General features: G+C 42.1%; 13 protein-coding genes. 2 read left to right on the top strand and 11 right to left on the bottom strand.

Annotated features, from left to right (window positions below):
- Window positions 1–97: 97 nt before the first annotated feature.
- The 7 genes from priA to ABJF11_RS13930 all read right to left on the bottom strand — a co-directional run bounded on the left by priA (window position 98) and on the right by ABJF11_RS13930 (window position 9,624).
- Entirely contained in the window at window positions 98–2,617 is a 2,520-nt protein-coding gene (priA, locus tag ABJF11_RS13900; protein ID WP_348120478.1) for a primosomal protein N', read from the bottom strand.
- A gap of 17 nt (window positions 2,618–2,634) precedes the next feature.
- On the bottom strand, window positions 2,635–3,930 hold the full coding sequence (hemL, locus tag ABJF11_RS13905; protein ID WP_348120479.1) for a glutamate-1-semialdehyde 2,1-aminomutase: 1,296 nt from the start codon (window positions 3,928–3,930) through the stop codon (window positions 2,635–2,637).
- Window positions 3,914–5,734, bottom strand: a complete 1,821-nt coding sequence (locus ABJF11_RS13910; RefSeq protein ID WP_348120480.1) for a hypothetical protein — start codon at window positions 5,732–5,734, stop codon at window positions 3,914–3,916. The genes hemL and ABJF11_RS13910 overlap by 17 nt, the downstream gene beginning before the upstream one ends.
- An 81-nt stretch (window positions 5,735–5,815) precedes the next feature.
- Entirely contained in the window at window positions 5,816–7,237 is a 1,422-nt protein-coding gene (gene pyk / locus ABJF11_RS13915; protein ID WP_348120481.1) for a pyruvate kinase, read from the bottom strand.
- Window positions 7,238–7,252: 15 nt separating this feature from the next.
- Window positions 7,253–7,681: an IPExxxVDY family protein gene (locus tag ABJF11_RS13920; RefSeq protein ID WP_348120482.1), complete on the bottom strand. Its 429-nt coding sequence runs from the start codon at window positions 7,679–7,681 to the stop codon at window positions 7,253–7,255.
- 142 nt (window positions 7,682–7,823) lie between these two features.
- Window positions 7,824–8,552 carry a LytTR family DNA-binding domain-containing protein gene (locus tag ABJF11_RS13925; RefSeq protein WP_348120483.1) on the bottom strand — a complete coding sequence of 243 codons (729 nt, stop codon included), beginning with the start codon at window positions 8,550–8,552 and terminating at the stop codon, window positions 7,824–7,826.
- Window positions 8,542–9,624 carry a histidine kinase gene (locus tag ABJF11_RS13930; RefSeq protein WP_348120484.1) on the bottom strand — a complete coding sequence of 361 codons (1,083 nt, stop codon included), beginning with the start codon at window positions 9,622–9,624 and terminating at the stop codon, window positions 8,542–8,544. Before ABJF11_RS13930 ends, ABJF11_RS13925 begins: the two co-directional genes overlap by 11 nt.
- 181 nt (window positions 9,625–9,805) lie before the next feature.
- Here ABJF11_RS13930 and ABJF11_RS13935 point away from each other — a divergent pair, with 181 nt between their 5' ends.
- Entirely contained in the window at window positions 9,806–10,891 is a 1,086-nt protein-coding gene (locus ABJF11_RS13935; protein WP_348120485.1) for a DUF2911 domain-containing protein, read from the top strand.
- A 69-nt stretch (window positions 10,892–10,960) separates the two neighbouring features.
- Here ABJF11_RS13935 and ABJF11_RS13940 read toward each other — a convergent pair whose 3' ends face one another.
- Together ABJF11_RS13940 and ABJF11_RS13945 are read right to left on the bottom strand one after the other, a co-directional pair.
- Window positions 10,961–11,650 carry a hypothetical protein gene (locus tag ABJF11_RS13940; protein ID WP_348120486.1) on the bottom strand — a complete coding sequence of 230 codons (690 nt, stop codon included), beginning with the start codon at window positions 11,648–11,650 and terminating at the stop codon, window positions 10,961–10,963.
- An 80-nt stretch (window positions 11,651–11,730) separates the two neighbouring features.
- Window positions 11,731–12,231, bottom strand: coding sequence for a paraquat-inducible protein A (locus ABJF11_RS13945; protein WP_348120487.1), 501 nt, complete (start codon window positions 12,229–12,231; stop codon window positions 11,731–11,733).
- Between the two features lie 215 nt (window positions 12,232–12,446).
- Between ABJF11_RS13945 and ABJF11_RS13950 the strand changes: the two genes are divergently transcribed.
- Complete coding sequence (locus ABJF11_RS13950) at window positions 12,447–13,931, top strand: NAD(P)/FAD-dependent oxidoreductase (protein WP_348120488.1); 1,485 nt, start codon at window positions 12,447–12,449, stop codon at window positions 13,929–13,931.
- Window positions 13,932–14,001: 70 nt separating this feature from the next.
- Here the strand turns inward: ABJF11_RS13950 and ABJF11_RS13955 are convergent, their stop codons facing one another.
- Together ABJF11_RS13955 and ABJF11_RS13960 are read right to left on the bottom strand one after the other, a co-directional pair.
- Window positions 14,002–14,889 carry a hypothetical protein gene (locus ABJF11_RS13955; protein ID WP_348120489.1) on the bottom strand — a complete coding sequence of 296 codons (888 nt, stop codon included), beginning with the start codon at window positions 14,887–14,889 and terminating at the stop codon, window positions 14,002–14,004.
- A 55-nt stretch (window positions 14,890–14,944) separates the two neighbouring features.
- Window positions 14,945–16,225, bottom strand: a complete 1,281-nt coding sequence (locus tag ABJF11_RS13960; RefSeq protein WP_348120490.1) for a deoxyribodipyrimidine photo-lyase — start codon at window positions 16,223–16,225, stop codon at window positions 14,945–14,947.

Below are 16,225 nucleotides of genomic sequence, written 5' to 3' on the forward strand. Positions count from 1 at the left end.
ATAAAAAACGATTTCAACCCCAACTATTCATTATTCGATCAATTTCTATTTATAATGGTCCAAATACCGGAGGAGAACCATGACTGAGCGTATTGATTTAAACGGGATCTACATCAAAATATAACCTGAGCGACTTCAAATCCTTGCTTTGCTTAAGCTCTAGTCCAAGTTTGTAGATCAGACCCTTCACTTTATTAATATTGATTTTCTTTTTTTCCACTTTCACATATATCTCTTCAATATAGAGATTTCTAATCCTGGAGATCACAGGCTCTTGTGGTCCAAGTACACGCTGTCGCCCAAGCTCACCTATCAGTCGGGTAACATATTGTCTAGCCGCATCTTGCAAGACATTTTTCTCTTTATGTTTTAGAATAATTTTGATCAATCGATAGAACGGCGGGTATTGATAATTTTGCCTTTCAAGTATCTCAGATTGAAAAAAGGATAAATAATCTCCTGTTTTGATTTTGTAAAGCAAGGGTTCGTCTGGCTCTCCGGTCTGAATGATTACTTTTCCACCATCATCTTTTCTTCCAGCCCTACCGCTCACCTGAGTGATCAATTGGAAGGCTCTTTCGTGCGATCGAAAATCGGGAAAGTGCACGATGCGATCGTAGTCAAAGACTCCAACCAGAGAGACTTTATCAAAATCCAAACCCTTACTAAGCATTTGTGTACCCACCAGAATGTTAGTTTCTCCACGTTCGAACCTGTCAATAATCTGCTGATAGCTATACTTGCTTCTTGTGGTATCCTGATCCATACGCTCAACATGGGCATCAGGAAACAATATTTTCAAATCCTCTTCCAGTTTTTCGGTACCGAATCCTACCGTTCTTATCGCGGTTGACCCGCAGGCATCACAGATTGCCGGGACTGACTCTTTGTGCCCACAGTAGTGACAGATCAAGACATTGTTGTGCATATGATAGGTCAAGCTCACATCACAGCTTTGGCATTTGGGCACGTGATTGCAATCATGACAAATCAAATATGGAGAATATCCTCTTCTATTTTGAAACAGTATGATTTGCTCATTTTTTTCGAGCGCATTCTTAATCGCCTCTAGTAATTCGGGAGTAAAATCCCCTTTCATCCGTTTGCTCTTTCGTGAGGTCAAAAGATTGGCGAGTTCGAAAGTTGGCAGCTGCCCCTGACCAAAACGCTCATCGAGTTTTACTAAGGCATATTTTTCATCGAGAGCATTTTGATAGCTGTCTATAGACGGTGTGGCTGTCCCCATGAGTACATTGGACTGATGCAAATGCGACAGCCATATTGCAGCATCCCGGGCATGGTAGCGTGGAGCGGGTTCGTATTGTTTGTAGGAAGTCTCATGCTCCTCATCAATAATAATCAGACTGAGATTGTCAAAAGGAAGAAAGATAGCCGAGCGAACTCCGGCTACCAGATTGATCTTGCCGTTGTTTACCCCGTTCCACACTTCGACTCGTTCGTTGTCCGAATATTTGGAATGATAGACGCCTAACTCGCTGCCAAACACCTTGTGCAATCGCGAAACTATCTGGGTGGTCAGCGCAATTTCGGGTAAGAGGTATAGCACCTGTCCTCCACTCTCAAGTGCCTGCTGAATCAATTGGATATAGATTTCCGTCTTTCCACTTCCCGTAACCCCATGCAGCAACACCGGTTTTTGTGCTTGAAATCCTTCGTGTATCTCTGCCAGTGCTTCCAGCTGCATCTCAGACAATTCCATTGATTTCCGTTCAGGAACAATGGTCTGATCAAGTCTTGAGATGATTTTTTCTTCTTCGATGAATATCTGATTTTTCAGCAATGTCTTCAGCGATGAGGCAGAAAGATCTTCGGTCATCAGATCGGACTTCAGCACCTCTCGACTTGATTCGGTCGCTTCATCTATTCTCACTATACTGAGATATTTCAATAAAACGGCCTGCTGTTTGGTGCTTTTTTCGAGCTTTTCGAAAAGTGACTGCAAAGCTTGATCACTTTCGAAATAATGATCTGCTAGCCGAATTGACTTGATAGTTTTTGGCTTGAATTTGTCTTTAACCTGCTCAAAAAGCAAAATGCTTTCCTTTTGCATGAGGGACTTGAGGACTGGATGAATCATCTTGATACCCAAAAGATCGGACACCTGATCAAAACTCAGTCTGTCGCTGCTCTTCAAAGCGTCCAGTATGACCAACTCTTTTTCGGAGTATTCTTGCTCACCTGTACCAGACTCAGGATTGAGCTGAATCAAAGATTCGCTGGTGAGCTTTAGTCCACTTGGCAAGGCAGCGTTGAGTACCTCGCCTATGGTGCACATATAATATTGGGCCAGCCATGTAAAGAAGTCGAGTTGCAAGCCATTGACCACCGGAGAATGATCGAGGCTGTCTAGAATGTATTTGGCTTCATAGACTTTAGGCACCTTGTGGTGTATTTCTTTTACAATGCCGGTCAGGATTTTTTTTCTTCCAAATTGGACCACCACTCGACTACCAGCTTGCACTAGCCCTTCCATATCTCTTGGGATACGATAGGTATAGGTTTCGGGGAGCGGTATGGGAAGTATTACATCAGCAAAATAGGTGACTCGCTCTTCGAAGCTTTCGTCCAGATCACTATTTAGTTCTAGTTGGGACAATTATATGAGGCTAGAGATCATCTTTTATGAATTTCTTTCAAGGTATCATAGTTGGCCTGAATGATCAGATCCGCTTCTATCTCATCTATTGCAGATGATATAAATAGGGTCTCAAACTGTGAAGGCGCCAGGTAGATTCCTTTTTCAAGCATCCCGTTGAAATATTTTCCGAATAGGTTCAAATCGGCCTTTTTAGCGCCTTCAAAGTCTATTACTTTTTCATCGGTAAAAAACAAGCTGAACATGGACCCTACTGAGTTGACGGTATATTTTAATCCCAATTTGAGGATATTAAGCTTGATGCCCTGCACAATGTACTCAGTCATGGTCTCCAGGCGGGTGTATATTTCCGTGTTTTCATTTAGATACTTAAGCATTGCAAGACCCGCAGCCATGGCTACCGGGTTGCCGGATAGCGTACCGGCCTGATAGACTGGCCCACTCGGTGATACCATGTTCATGATATCTGCTCGTCCACCATAGGCACCTACAGGCATTCCACCACCAATGATTTTCCCTAGGGTGGTAATATCCGGCTTCACTCCGTAGTACTGCTGGGCTCCTGCCTTTGAAATTCTAAATCCGGTCATGACTTCATCAAATATCAATACGATATTGTATTCATCACAGATATCGCGAAGGCCTTGCAAATAGCCATTGACTGGAGGTACGCAGCCCATGTTTCCGCCTATAGGTTCCAATATTATTGCTGCGATCTGATCCGGGTAATCCATGACGATCTCCTTCACCTTTTCCAGATCATTGAATGGAATGGTGATGGTATCCTGTGCAGTACCTTTTGTCACACCAGGGCTGTCTGGCTCACCCATGGTAGCCGCACCGCTGCCAGCAGCAATCAAAAACGAATCACCATGACCGTGATAGCAGCCTTCAAATTTTATTATTTTATCTCTTTTGGTAAACCCTCGTGCCAATCGAACAGCTGACATCGTTGCCTCCGTTCCCGAATTGACCATACGCACTTTCTCAATATTGGGCATCATCTGACAGATCAAATCTGCCATTTCTATCTCGGCATTCGTAGGAGCTCCAAACGACAAAGATTTCTTCACTGCCTCTATGACGGCACGCTCTATCTGTATCTTACCATGACCCAGAATCATAGGACCCCAGGAGTTGATCAGATCGATGTACTTGTTCCCATCTATATCATGCATGTATGCGCCTTTGGCAGACTTTATAAAGATAGGTTCGCCCCCGACTGCTTTAAAAGCTCTCACTGGAGAATTGACACCACCAGGAATATGATTTTGAGCTAACTTGAAGCTTCTGAGGCTATTGGTCTTGTCCATTCTCATTTGGGTTTACTACTTTTTGCTTTGAATCGGAAAGTATCGTAATTGGCACGTATTGATTGCTGTTTTTGAAGTTAAACTCTGTACCCTGGAGCAACTGACCTTTGACAAATCCCACTTCTGGATTACCTTTTTGAAAATAGTGACCAAATGCCTTGAGCATTTGCCCAACATAAAACATCATTTCGTATGCGATGATGGCATTGAACGATGGTTCTTCACGATAATTTTGGAGGTACGATTTTCGAAAACGTATAAAGTTCTCTGTGCTATAATCCACATAGTGCGGGTCTATAAAATAGATATTCAGACGCTCCATTTCTTCCAGCGTGAGTGTGGGGAAAAACTTCCAATCACCACGTCCGATCAGCAGCGTACTATCAGCACGAATGGATAGTGCACTGATGAAATTTGAAGCAAACAAGGCCTTTGAGGAGGCAACATAGATGTGCCCGATGCTGTCAATGCCCAGTGTAAAAAACTCTTCGTAATATTCGATGCTGTCCTTAGTGATACTCGATTTTCTTTCTTTGATAAACCTGGAAGCATCTACTGCACGGATTGAGTCTACTTCGTCCTCGGTATAACCGACTTCATATTCCTCGGTCAGTAGGTCATAGGCCTGTCTGACGGTAGTATCTACTACGGCCGCATTGACCAATACCTCGAACCCTGCTTCCTGAATACGTTGGCTATAGGTATAGGCACTCAACGAATCGCGTTCGTTGTTTTCATAGAATATCATGGCGTATTTGTTGGTCACGCTATCTATGGCAAGCTGAGCCGCAGTCAAGGCTAGTGTTTCTACTTCGGCTTTGAATAGGAAAGAAAACGGGTTGTTTTGTATCGCGTCCGCACTTGAAATAAGCGGATTGATCATGTTTATTTCGTTTTTAAAACTAAAATCGTTGGCTACTCTAAGTGGACCTGGAAACAGGGGGCCGACGATTAGGTCCATAGATTTCAATTCGGCAAGGTCAAAAATTTCTTCTGTGACTTCCGCACTTCTTTTTGTGTCGTATGGAAATATGTTTATCGTTGATCCACTCTGATTGAGAGTATCCACGGCTTTTATTATGCCGGCATATAAATCCATGACGAATTTGTTGCGCTCTACTCTCAGGGTGTAACTGAGATCATCAAACATGAATGGCAGCAGCACAGCTACGTTATAGGAAGATTTCATTTTACTTTCTCCTATTTCTGGTAATCCATACTTAGCCTTGTTAAGGTCAAACTGGTTGACAATCTCGTTGAGGAGCTGGTAGTTTCGCTGTGAGATCGGCTGTGCATTGATTTTTTCAGCAATGATCTTGGCAACGATTGAATCTTCAGGAAACTGGTCATGAACATGCTTGAGCACGGCCATGCTATCGACCTGAGCCAGGTTCTTTTGAATCAGGTCTTTGGAAACGTCCAGGCCTGATTTTTTCGCGAAATATACACCACGGGAATAGTCTTCTTCTTCGAAATACACCCTGGAAAGCCAATAATGAACTTCTTTGATTTGAGGCCAATCCACATTTTTTTTATCCATTTGCAACCACATGGCCTTTGCACTACTCAGATCATCTTTTCGATAGGCTGATAGGGCGTAGTAGTAGGCGGCGTATTCCTGAAAGGCATGCTCTTGATTATCCCCGGCTAGTCGCCGGAAATAATCCATAGCAAAAGTATAATTACCTTCTGAAAAGTACTGTTTGGCAGTAAGGAAGTCTGATTGCTCATCCTGGGCTAAAGCCGGCCAGATAAGCAGGGAAAAAAGCGGGTAAATAAATGCAAATTTTAGTTGTCGTACCAAGCCGTTTGATTTGAATATAGATATCAATAAATGAGGCTTAAAACTATAAAATTTGGCTATCCGAATCTATGAATGTGGTAATTATTTTACCACATCCAGCTTCATCATATTGGTATGCGCTTGCCAATGTAGTGGCATAGAGGCTGTATTGATATAAACGTCACCAGTTTCCATCAATCCTTTGCCTTTCAGAATCTCCAATACTTCGTCGAATGTCTCATCGATAGGCTTCTGCTCCGCATAATAAAATCCACGTATGCCCCAAACAAGATTCATTGTTTTCAAAAGATGCTTGTCACTGGTAAAAATGTAAATGGCGGCTTCAGGCCTATTTTTCGCCAAGCTAAAACCTGTATATCCGGACTTGGTCATTCCGATAATGGCTTTTGCTCCTACAGATTTACTAAGCTGGCAAGCGGACTTTACAAGCATGTCGTTTTTGGCCGTTTCGCTCATATTATCTTCCCAAAACTTATTAAACACAACATGCGCTCGACCTTCTATGGACAAAATGCATCTGGACATGGCTTTGACAGATTCTACAGGAAAACTTCCTGAGGCCGATTCGGCAGATAGCATGACCGTATCTGCCCCATCCAGGATAGAGTTGGCCACATCATTGGCTTCGGCTCTAGTCGGTCTGGGGTTGTCAATCATGCTTTCCAGCATCTGAGTGGCAATGATTACTGGCTTTCCAAGTTTGTTGCACTTGGCCACAATTCTTTTCTGAATCATTGGCACGTCTTCCATCAGCACTTCCACACCTAGATCACCACGTGCGACCATGATAGCATCGGTCGCTTCGATGATCTCATCGATATCTGCTACAGCTTCCGGTTTTTCGATTTTTGCAATGATTTTAGTCTGCTTGCCTTTACTTTTTATAATATCTCTTAGCTCATGGATATCATTGGCATTTCTCACAAAGGATAGTGCCACCCATTGCACGTCGTGCACGAGTCCGAATTCGAGATCTTCTCTATCTTTATCTGTGAGTGAAGGAGCCGATATGGCTGTATTTGGCAAGTTGATGCCTTTTCTCGATTTTAGTTCGCCACCATGAACCACTTCTGTGGTTACCTCATTTTCGCCATTCGCAATGACCTTAAGCTGGATTTTGCCATCATCGACCAGGATCAAATCACCCGGCACTACATCCGTGGATAACGGCTTATAGGTAGTGCTTACTTTCTCACTGGTACCCAAAATATCTTCAGTGCTAATGACAAGCTGCTGACCTGGTAAAATTTCAGCACCCCCATCTGTCATTTGACCAATTCTGATTTTCGGGCCTTGCAAATCCTGAAGTGTACAGATATTGGTACCTAGTTCATCGTTGATTTCATTGATCAATTGGATTCGTTCCAAATGATCTTCGTGTGTACCATGCGAAAAATTGAGTCGAAAGACATCTGCACCTGCCTCAATCAATTGTATGATAATTTCTTTTTTCTCACTTGCCGGACCCAATGTGGCAATGATCTTCGCCCGTTTTGATTGCATCAATTTGTTTTTTGTTTAAAATAATAAACTGTCTTTTTCTTTGATTTTTTTTACGTCCAACTTGACTATAGAATCGATCTTTTCAGACCTTCTAAGTGCAGTAAAGAGCATATCCAAATCGGAGGTTTCTTCAAACTCTTCAATTTTCAGTAAATAATCAAAAGTCCCTAGTGAGGGGACATATAGTTTTTGGGTCATTGCATTGTCAGCCACCACCTTGTTGTTGAGTAAGGTAAATCGTCGAAAATCATTCTCAAAAACAAAGTTTGAGATTATAAGCTTCTCCGAGTTTTTCAAATCTACCTCAAGATCCGACTGTTTCATCAATCCAATGTTCAGTGCTTTGTTAATAGCCCATGACACTGTATAGTCCTTGGATTGAGAAATAATACCAATCAGTTGAAAATCATAGCTATAAACTGCATTTAATTTTAGCTTTTTCACTGACCGATTCATTGTGATTCAAAATTGACAACATTTTCAATGAATTCAAACTTTCATTGCAACTATTCGTATAAATGCGATATTTTATTGACAAATAATAGTCTATTTCTCTCAATTAGTACAAATCACAACAAAAGTAATTTTAGAGCATCAGCTCGTCTAGTCTTCTATGTACGGCCTGCTTATAATGTCGACCAATAGGAATGACAGTACCTTCTATTTCAATATCTGTGGCTCCATAGGCTTGAATTGCCTGAATGTTGATAATATAGGATTTATGAGCTCTTAGAAAGAGCTGATCTGGCAACTGTTCTTCCAAGTAATTCATTTTTAGATAGGTCATCACAGGCCCAGATTTAGTTATTATTTTGACGTAGTCCTTGATGCTTTCTATAAACAGGATGTCAGTGAGCAGAACCTTCTTCATTCTCTTGTCCTCTCTGACAAATATGTATTCTCTGTCCAAGGTATTGAGAGAGTCAGAGGCACTTTCGTTGGCTGATTGTCCTGATGATGAATCGACTATCTTGGATATTGCCTTCAAAAATCTTTCAAATGAGATTGGTTTTAATAGATAATCTACAGCTGACATTTCGAATCCCTCAAGTGCAAAATCTCGATAGGCAGTTGTAAATATCACTGCTGGTGGTCGTCTGAGTGACCTCAAGAATTCAAGCCCTGTGATTTGAGGCATCTTAATGTCCAAGAACATCAAATCTATGGCTTGTGCATTGAGGATATTGAAGGCCTCGACCGCGTTTTGCGATTTCCCAACCAATGTAAGATGGTCCAACCGTAGTATGTACTTCTCAAGTACATTGGCGGCGAGAGGCTCGTCATCTACTATCAGACATCTGAGTTTATTCTTCATTGAGGTCTATTTTAAGTCTTATATTGAATGATCCAGACGCTTGTTCGATTTCGAGATCATATTTGCCCGGGTATTCCCCCTCCAGTCTTTTTTTCACATTATCAAGTCCGATTCCCGAATTCTTGACAGATACCTTTTCATGGTCAGGCAGGCTATTCTTAAGATTGAGATTCAGAATACCATGTACTACGGTGACTTCAAAATGAACGTAGCATTCGGCCATTGTATCTCCAGCTCCATGTTTGAAACAGTTGTCGACAAATGGCAAAAGGATCAACGGTGCGATATCTACACCTTCTACAGATGAATTGATTTCGAATCTCAAATCAAGGCGCTCACTATACCTGAGTTTTTCGAGATTGATATAATTTTCGATGAGTTCCAGCTCCGTTTTTAGCGGCATTCTTCTGGTATTGCATTCGTAGAGCATATAGCTGAGCAAATCTGAAAGTTCGAGCAAAGCCTGAGAGGTCTTGGGAGAGCGATCGAGAGAGAGTGAATAAATATTGTTGATGGTATTGAACAAAAAGTGTGGGTGCACCTGGGCTTTAAGGTATTTCAATTCAGCCTCTAGTTTTTCACGCTGCAGCTCCGTGCGCATTTGGTAGTCGCGAATCCAGTGGGACATAAGATAGATAGCTGTCCCCAGTCCAACTACAGGATAGATAAAAACCAGATTGCGAAATGCAGTACCAAAGTCCCAAAAGACGCCTTTATCAAAATACAACATGGATATAGGATAGGTAATATAAATATCCATTGCTCTTCGGGCAAAAGCGGCAAATACCACCAGTAACACGAGCCAAACCACAAATATCAGATACCTTTTATTCAGAAGAAAACGCGGAATCAGAAAGAAGATCAGCACATACACCAAAAACATTTTGAGTGGCAATCGAATCGCCTCTATCAAAATGACAGTGAACTTGTCCTCTCTAAAAAATTCTACAACAAATATTTTGACCAGTAGATAGCCGGTCCAAAATAGTACATGCCAAATCCACTCTCGTCTAAAACCATGCATAGGGTAAAAGAACACAAAGTTGAGAATAATCAGGTTGATTATTCTCAAATATCACGAATACCACCCTAACAACTGATGGGGTCAGACCAACTACGGTTTGAATCCTGCATATGCCCTCTGTGAGATTCTATGAGCAGTTTAACCACATCGATCCGTGTTAGATAGTATACCGGGTAAAAGGATAAACCAAATAATATAAGTTCGATTTCGAAATCAAAAAGACTCAAAAATGAAAACTAAAATAATTGCTGCTTTGGCTCTGTTGGTCTGTCCTTTTTTATGCTCTGCTCAATATCATTCACTAGATATGCCTCAGACGAGTCCAAAAGTGATCGAATCTCAAAGATTGGGAATCACCACTATAGCTGTAGAATACTCCTCACCGAAGGTAAATGGCCGTGAGATCTGGGGACCTGTAGTGCCCATGAATGGTGACCCTATTCCTTGGCGAGTAGGTGCTAACATGAACACCAAAATCGCTTTCTCTACAGATGTGACAATTGAGGGGCAACCCCTGCCTGCGGGCAGCTATGGTCTACATGCCATACCATTGAAAGGCGAATGGGCACTATTATTCGCAAAAAACGACAATCTGTGGGGCAGCTATTATCTTGATACACTCAATGGGGTGGCACTTCGAGTAAAAGTCACTCCTCAGGAAAGCGTTCATTCTGAGCAGCTTGATTTCGAATTTAAAAACAGGACAGATAGTACTTTGCAGCTCGCCATAGAATGGGAAAAAATCAGTGTCCCTTTCACTATTGAAGTAGATCTCAATAAAACCACCATTGAACATTTCAGATATCAGTTAAAAGGAGCTACTACCTATGCCTGGGAGGCATGGGATGCGGCGGCTCAATGGTGTCTCAATCGTAATACCAATCTCGAAGAGGCACTCAGTTGGTCGCAACGCTCTATCACTGGTGGATATGGTGGATATGCAGCCAATAGCAATTTCACAAATCTCAGCACACAATCGGCAATACTCTGGTCGTTAGACCGAAAGAAAGAGGCCGATGAGATTATGAAAAAAGCCATCCCTTTAATGAATGATGCACCAAACGATTATTGGGTGGGCAAGCGCATGTCGGATCAGGGAAGAGCTAAAATGTCGAAACTCTTTTTCGATCAAATGATTGCTAGTTTTCCTGACGTTTGGTATGTATATCTGGGTGCAGTCCGTGCGGAGTACCTAAATGGCAACAGCAAAAAGGCTCTACAAAGATTGAATAAAACTCGGGCCATGGCTCCGGCTAATTACAAAGAGTATTTGGATGGTCTGGAGGCCAAAATCAACAAAGGAGAAACACTTTAGTGAATGTGTAGTCATTTGACAAGCGCCCGTTACGGTTACGGTATGTTCTTCGGGCGTTTGTCTTTTTTTTTAATAAGAAATGAGCAGGTCTTTGTTCATTTCGAGGGGCTCGAAAATGTCCGTTCCTGTGAGCTCCATCAAATCAGACTTACCTACCGGATTGTGCAGCGGAATAGTCTTGATGGCATTGAAATGACGTGTAGCCACCATCACACCAGTCTCTAGCTCTACCCATTTCTCCCAGCTAAACTTCATACCACCCAGTGGAATGATTGATACCCACAGCTTCCAACTCTTAGGTCTACCGTTGTCATCAAGAATCCATAAATAGGAGTCTCCCGGAGTAGAGCCACCTGATGTATAAGTGACCAGCAGGGCCTCTTTACCATACCAATCTACTATCCTACGCTCAGTACCAGGATCGAAGATTTTGCTTACCGGATTCAACCAAAAGGAATCATTGCCCCAGTATCTCCAGGCCCAGAGGCACTTGTCTTTTTTCTCTTCCATAGTCCAACCAGTGGTATCACCACTTGTAATCAACCCCTGCCTGTTGTTGATGTCTATAAGCACCTGATAGCCCTCAAAATTTACCTCTGCCAGGTGTCGAAGTCTGTCCCAAACGAAAGCGCGGTCATCATATCCCCAACTTACCGCTCCGGTTTTTATCCATGCCTCATGATTAATAGATTCGAGCATACGCTCTGCCAGCTGGTCAGCTTCCGGACCTTGTTTGCCTTCTGGCAAACCTTCATCCATATATTCAAATAATAAGAAACAAGTAAGAAATATAGCGAGAAGTGTTACCCAAAGGATTTTTAGCTTGTTGAACATTTCGGTTAGATGGTTACGGGCTTTTCGAGTTTCGCCATCTGAATTCCCAATAAGGATACAATACAGTAGGCGGCAAAATAATTGAACCCTTCAAGCAGATTGGCCTCAATCGAGCTATTCGACTGTGTAGATAGAAATGCCATGAATACGCCTACTACAAACACATCCGCCATAGACCATTTGCCAATGATATATACAAATCGATAGAGTCTGACTTTCAGGGAGAAATTCTTAAAAAGAAGCACCGCCAAAATGATTACGCCTTTTGTAAAAGGTACCACCACGCTAAATAGGAAAATCAAAATTGCGACGAGCTTGTTGTTGGTATGGTACAAGGTATCCACTGTCTGTAGAATACTTTGCGTCTGTTCATAAAAAGTAGTCTTGCCGATGATAGGCAATTCGGCAGATATCACTAATTGCAGAATGGGTCTAGTCAGTCCGGGATATAGCAGGGCAAGAGACACAATTGTGAGTATTAATGCTGCAATATTTCTCTTAAGCATTGGGAGTTATTTTGTAATTTTTGACATTCTGGTTAGGAGGTATTATGTTCAGGATATACAAGTATAAGCATATTATGACAATTGTCGGGATGATTTAAAATAGAAGGAGAATTATCCAATATAAGTCTCAAATTATTGCTAATATTAAATTAATATTCATAAATTTTGATTGAGACTCAGCTAGCTGCCCATTATTAAAACGAGAGAATTAGAGCATGGATAAGTACGATGTATGTGTAATAGGCGGAGGCCCCGCGGGATATGCAGCAGCTATGAGGGCTGTTGACTTCAAAAAGAAGGTGTTACTCATAGAAAAGAATAAAATTGGTGGGGCCGGCATTCAAAATGGTGCACTTTCCAGTAAAACGTGGTGGGAATTGTCGAGGGAGGCTTTTGCACTTCGCTCGCATTGTAAATCTACTAACGTACCGACACCAAAACACAATTTTCAAATTCTGAAGGAGGAGGTGAATAAAGCTGTGAATAAAAGGCGTGAGCTATTGGAGCATCATATGCACAATATCAACCTCAATGCCGGTGCGGAGCTTTTTCATTTTAGACAAGGAGTCGCTAAGGTGGTGGGAGAAACGGTAGTCGTGGTGAGAACCGAAGATGGTGAATTTGAAATCGAAGCAGACCACATCATTTTGGCTACTGGAAGCCGTCCCAGAAAATTGGACAATATTCCAATCGACGAAAACATCATCCTTACCAGTGACGGTATCGAAAACTTAAAAGAGTTTCCTAAAAGTATGGTCATCGTAGGTGCCGGGGTGATTGGTTGCGAATTTGCTACCATTTTCTCCAATTTTGGTCAGACCAAAGTGCATATGATCGATAAAGGAGATCGCATCCTGCCATTTGAAGACGAAGATATCGTAAAGATCATCGAACAAAACCTTGAAAGCAAAGATGTATTGATTCATAGAAACTCCCGACTGGTAGATATGAAAATCGACAACGGTATGGTGGTCTATACCCTGGAATACGACAATGGATCTAAAGAAATATTCCATGTAGAAAAAGCACTTGTATCAGTGGGCCGTGTTCCCAACTATGAGAATTTGCTGTCTGCTTCTGTGAAGATCGATATGGATAGTAGAGGTATAATAGATGACCTCACACAAACCTCTGTGCTCAACATTTACGCCGTAGGTGACATTACCGCAGATATTGCATTGGTTAATGTAGGTGAGCTCGAAGGAAGATATTCCATTGAAAAAATATTCGGTAAGCCTGAAAAAGACCTTATCTACGAAAATATTTCTACAATCATGTTCCTGGCCCCTGAAGTGGCAGGTGTGGGACTCAACGAATTGAAAGCCAGAGAACAAAACATTCCCCATAAGGTGGTGAGTTTAGATTACAGCTGTATTACAAGGGCTATTGCCATGAGGAATACTGAAGGGTTTATCAAAGTCATCGTTTCAAATGACGAAGATATGCGAGTGCTTGGTATGCGCGTGGTAGGAGAGCACGCTTCGAGTTCGATTGAGGCAGTCGCCCTGCTGATTTCTATGGGAAAGGGTATCGAAGAATTAGCCGAACTGATCCACCCCCACCCTTCCATAATTGAAGGTATTCAGGAATGTGTACGTATGCTGCTAAACAAATCCATGCTAAAGCCAGGTGTATTGAGAGATGCCATGAGATGCACCAGTTACGCTGATGGAGAGATAAAAAATGTAGAATTCATGTAATTCATTAAAGACTTGTCATAAAAAAAGGGCAATCTTTCGATTGCCCTTTTTTGTGCGCCAATACTGGCATTTATTTCTTTAGTCTCGACAATATTCTTGTTAGCATCTTATCAACCGCTTCTACCTGCTGCTTATTTTCAGTAGGTCGTACACGTCCGGCATCATCACAGAAATCGTCATACAAGTCAATGGTATCGTCATAGGTATCTGCAATAAGCTCGCGATCTTCATCTGTCAATTCAGCGATTTTATCAAGACAATAGAGCAAATCATCATACCAGGGCACATAGGTACCGTAGAACCAGTTGCACAATTCTGTTGGGTTATTAGTGCTCAATCCGCTAAGGTCATTCGCAAGATCCTCCGCCGACTCTGCTATCGCTTCGGTGTCACAGTCACAGCCTACAGCTAAATCCTTGCAAGATGGATCGTCGCATGCGCCACATCCAAGTACTATGTTATTGATGTTTTCTTTAGAAATTCTATAAGACGTACCTCCATCACTGGCAACGGCAAACTCATAGCAGCGTACATCATGACAAATTTGAGAGATATCACCGCAAAGTCCGGAGGGAATTCCCATTCCGAATGACAAAGAACCTGAATCGTTGCCTGAGGCTCCATCGATAGGAATCAACCATGTCTGACCGTTGGTTCCAAATCTGATTCCGGCATGCGTCACATTCGAATTAGACGCGGAAAAGGAAATGTTGATATTGATGGTTTGACCGGATTCAACTCGTGCTGGAGTAGCATCGTCGTTAGAAGAGTCTATAACCTCGATGGTCTCGTCCTCTACCAAATCCTCATCAGCGACTTGAAATGATCCTGGAGGCAATACAATCTCTTCATTCAGAGCGTCTTCTCCTTCACCTGCCGGCACCGAAGAATCTGAGTCTTTACAGGCAACGAAGAGAGTGGTTAGGCATAGAAGTAAAACGTGAATTTTGGTTTTCATTGTGGCGTAGTTTAAATGTAGAATGGTAATAAAAACGTAACACCACAATACTAATCTAGTTGTCAAATGAAGTCAATACCTTTTTATAGGTATTTATGGCCCTTATCCTGACTGCTTTGTGGTCTACCATGGGCGGTACAAATTCAGAAACCCAACGCTTGATATATTCCATCTGTGGATCAAACTTCTTCAATTGCTCTGTTGGGTTGAATACTCTAAAATACGGAGCTGCATCGCAACCTGTGCCTGCAGCCCACTGCCAGTTACCATTATTGGACGCCAGCTCATAATCGAGCAACTTGCTCGCGAAGTAGGATTCACCCCACCGCCAGTCGATCAGTAGATGCTTGCAAAGAAAACTAGCCACCACCATTCTCACTCTATTATGCATGTATCCAGTCTGGTTGAGTTGACGCATCCCAGCATCTACCATCGGGAAGCCTGTCTCTCCTTTCTTCCACTTTTCAAATTCAGCCTCATTGTTTCGCCAGGGAATACGATCATATTTAATTTTGAAACTTTGACTTACCACCTGAGGGAAATGATACAAAATTTGCATAAAAAATTCCCGCCAGATCAATTCGCTAAGAAAGACCTCATCCGATACGCTCAGTTGTTTTATGACCTGACGAACTCCGACCGTTCCAAATCTTAGATGAACGCTGAGATAGCTTGTACCATCCGCAGCCGGAAAATCCCGAAGCGTTTTGTAATTTTCCAATTGACTCAAGTCATAGGGCTTTACGGCTATTTTGCTTTTCTCAAAACCGAAGGATTCGATTGTAGGAAAGGCTTCACTAAATCTATGAAGGTTTTCATAATTGGCATTCAGAAGTTCTATTGGAGGTTGCTTCTTGAAATATTCGAGCCATCTATTTTTAAAGGGGGTGTAGACTGTATAAGGTTTACCATCACTTGGTTTCAAAACTTCATTTGGACCAAAAATAACCTGATCTTTATAAGTATTCCATTTCACCTTTTGGGATTTCGCTAGCTGCCTAACGGCACGATCACGCTCCATGGCGTAAGGTTCGTAGTCTTCATTCGAGTAAATGGAAGTAATGTCAAACTCCAAGATCAGTTTTTTCCAAACCTCTGATGGCTCACCAAATCTGATGCACAATGAACTTCCGTATGAAAGCAACTGATTATGAATCTCGTTGAGACTTTGATAGATGAATGAAACTCTTGCATCATCACGGTCTAGCTCATCTAAGATGGCAGAATCAAAAATAAAAACGGGCACCACTTGTTTGCCAGTATTAAGTGCCTGAAACAGGCCTGTATTATCTTCCAGGCGGAGGTCTCTTCTAAACCAAAATGCAACTTTCTCCAT

Source organism: Reichenbachiella sp., assembly GCF_039941815.1.
Lineage (GTDB): Bacteria > Bacteroidota > Bacteroidia > Cytophagales > Cyclobacteriaceae > Reichenbachiella.

What these genes read in the sequence shown, in the direction of transcription:
- hemL (WP_348120479.1), bottom strand. Translation starts at nt 3,930, where the DNA reads ATGGACAAGACCAATAGCCTCAGAAGCTTCAAGTTAGCTCAAAATCAT.
- pyk (WP_348120481.1), bottom strand. Translation starts at nt 7,237, where the DNA reads ATGCAATCAAAACGGGCGAAGATCATTGCCACATTGGGTCCGGCAAGT.
- ABJF11_RS13925 (WP_348120483.1), bottom strand. Translation starts at nt 8,552, where the DNA reads ATGAAGAATAAACTCAGATGTCTGATAGTAGATGACGAGCCTCTCGCC.
- ABJF11_RS13940 (WP_348120486.1), bottom strand. Translation starts at nt 11,650, where the DNA reads ATGGATGAAGGTTTGCCAGAAGGCAAACAAGGTCCGGAAGCTGACCAG.
- ABJF11_RS13945 (WP_348120487.1), bottom strand. Translation starts at nt 12,231, where the DNA reads ATGCTTAAGAGAAATATTGCAGCATTAATACTCACAATTGTGTCTCTT.
- ABJF11_RS13935 (WP_348120485.1), top strand. Translation starts at nt 9,806, where the DNA reads ATGAAAACTAAAATAATTGCTGCTTTGGCTCTGTTGGTCTGTCCTTTT.
- ABJF11_RS13955 (WP_348120489.1), bottom strand. Translation starts at nt 14,889, where the DNA reads ATGAAAACCAAAATTCACGTTTTACTTCTATGCCTAACCACTCTCTTC.
- ABJF11_RS13960 (WP_348120490.1), bottom strand. Translation starts at nt 16,225, where the DNA reads ATGGAGAAAGTTGCATTTTGGTTTAGAAGAGACCTCCGCCTGGAAGAT.
- ABJF11_RS13950 (WP_348120488.1), top strand. Translation starts at nt 12,447, where the DNA reads ATGGATAAGTACGATGTATGTGTAATAGGCGGAGGCCCCGCGGGATAT.